Below are 2,525 nucleotides of genomic sequence, written 5' to 3'. Positions count from 1 at the left end.
GTGGACCCCCACCTGTCCTCCCCCTTGCAGGGGGAGGAACGCCAACGGCATGTCCGGTCTGTTCTCCCCCCTGGAAGGGGGGAGTTAGAGGGGGGTCTTCGAACGCGGAGGCCAATCCTCATCGAAGGTTATGCCTCGCTGTTCGGTGTGCCGGATGCGAGCGGAGATGTCGTGCGGGCGGGCGCCTTTGCCCGCAGCCTGCAGCGGGGCACGCAACTGCCCATGCTGTTGCAGCACAGGCCCGGCGCCATGGTCGGGCGTTGGGTGCGGATGATCGAGGATGGGCGGGGGCTCTATGTGCGCGGTCTCGTCGAAGGTGTCGCGGCGCGGTCACTGGTGGCGCAGGGGCTCAGCGGCCTCTCCATCGGGTTTCGCCCGCGCCTCTGGAATGCACGGCGCCCGGATGGGCGGGAACTGGTCGAGGTGGACCTTGTCGAAGTTTCCCTCGTGACCAGTCCGATGCAGGCACGGGCGCGGTTTTCCCTGCTGGGGGCGGAGGCGAAAGCGGCGTGAACTGGAAGCCCGCGCGCGTGCTTCGACCCCGGCCATCGCTGGGGCAGGCTTCGCTCAGCATGAGCGCTTTGAAAGTACGGAACTCATCATGAGCGACGTCGAAGGATGATGGATTTGAGAGGAATGGAGACAACATGACCAAGGAAACCAAGATGGCGGGCGGCGGCGATGCCGAACTGATGGCCGCCTTTGCCGCCTATACCGAGGCGAATGATGCCCGGCTTGCCGAGATCGAAGCCAGGGGCACAAGCGATCCGCTGACGGATGAGCGGCTGTCGCGCATTGACCGGCGGCTCGAAGCGCTGAGCTTGAAAATGGCCCGGCCGGAGGCAGGCGAGGGGAAGACCGCCGACGAGGATGCGCGCAGCGCGGCCTGGGGGCGATATTTGCGCAGCGGCGATGATAGCGGGCTGTCTCGGCTCAACGTGAAGGCGCAGGAAGGGCCACGCGTCAAATCCCTGCCGGTGATGGAGGCGCGCGAGGGGGCGGGCCTGCCCTCTGTCTATGGCCGGATGCGGGTTGGCGGTCAGGTGATCTGGGCGGCCCGCTTCAAGGAGACGAAGACGACGCGGCGGGCGAGCAGCAAGGGTGGACCGAAGGTCACCGAGTATGATTATTCGGTCAGCTTTGCCGTGGCGCTAGGCGAGGGGCCGATCCTCGGCGTGCGGCGGGCCTGGGCGAATGGCGAGGCGTTCGACCTTTCCGGCGTGGTGCACCGGGTCTATCCCGGCGATGAGACGCAAGAGCCAGACCCACTGATCGAGATGATCGAGGGCGAGGCACCGGCCTATCGCGGGACGGCCTATATCGTGTTTGAGGATCTGCCGTTGGAGGCGTTTGGCAACCGGCTGCCGCAGCTCTCCGTCGAGGTCGAGCGCGTGCCGCCGGGCGGGTCTGAGCCGGGATTAGGCGATGTGGTGACGGGCGTGAACATCATCCCGGCCTCGGGCGAATTCGTCTATGCGACCGAGAATGTGCGGGAACAGAGGTTTCCGGGACATGAGCGCGCGTTGAATGCGTGGTCCGGCGAAGCGCGGGCAGATTTCCTTGTGTCGCTGGACCAGTTGGAAAGTGATCTGCCGAACGTGTCACGCGCGGCGCTGACGGTCGGTTGGTTCGGGACCAGTATCGAGGCGGGGGCGTGCGAAATCCATCCGGGCGTGGAAACGCGCGAGCGGGTAACGGTGCCCTATGCGTGGCAGGTGGCGGGTGTCGCGCGGGGCGATGCCTTTGTCATTTCCCGCGATGAGGACGGCCATCCGAATTATGGGGGCACGCCTGCGGATCGGTGCGTCATCGGCGCTATTCAGGAGATGAGGGCGCGGGGGCTGTCTGTCACGCTGTCACCCTTCCTGTTCATGGACTGCGCGGGCTTTCCCTGGCGCGGGCGGATCGGCGTGTCGACAGATGGCACCGCGGCGGCGCGCAGTGAGATTGATAGTTTCATGAACGGAGCGAACGGGTTCCGGCACTTCATCCTGCATCATGCTGAGCTGGCCGCCGAGGCGGGCGGGGTGGAGGCGTTCCTGATCGGCAGCGAGATGGTCGGGCTCAGCCGGGTTCGGGATGCGACGGGCGCGTTTCCGTTCGTTGAGGCGCTGGTGGCGCTGGCGGCGGAGGTGAAGGCGATCCTTCCGGGCGCGCAAATTTCCTATGGGGCAGACTGGACCGAGTATGGCGCCTATGTGCCGGGGGACGGATCGGGCGATGTCCTGTTTCCGCTGGATGCGCTCTGGGCGAGTGCGGATGTCGATTTCGTCGGCGTCGACTGGTATCCGCCGCTGGGGGATTGGCGCGACGGGAGCGATCATCTCGATGCGCTGGCAGGATATGCGGCGGCGGATGATCCGGCCTATCTGGCATCGCAAATTGCGGGTGGGGAGGCGTATGACTGGTATTATGCGGATCAGGCTGCGCGCGATGCGCAAGTGCGTACACCGATCAATGATACAGCGCATGGCGAGCATTTCGTGTTCCGACAGAAGGATATCGCCGGCTGGGCGGGCGCGTAT

General features: G+C 65.6%; 2 protein-coding genes. Both read left to right on the top strand.

The features are described from left to right. Positions 1–513: an HK97 family phage prohead protease gene (locus P1U75_RS05865; protein WP_300240875.1), complete on the top strand. Its 513-nt coding sequence runs from the start codon at positions 1–3 to the stop codon at positions 511–513. A 134-nt stretch (positions 514–647) separates the two neighbouring features. After that, a partial coding sequence (locus P1U75_RS05860) for a glycoside hydrolase TIM-barrel-like domain-containing protein (RefSeq protein ID WP_300240872.1) occupies positions 648–2,525 on the top strand: 1,878 nt, incomplete at its 3' end.

The organism is Antarcticimicrobium sp., from assembly GCF_029212575.1.
Taxonomy (GTDB): Bacteria; Pseudomonadota; Alphaproteobacteria; order Rhodobacterales; family Rhodobacteraceae; genus Antarcticimicrobium.
This window is presented reverse-complemented; position numbering and strand designations above follow the sequence as displayed.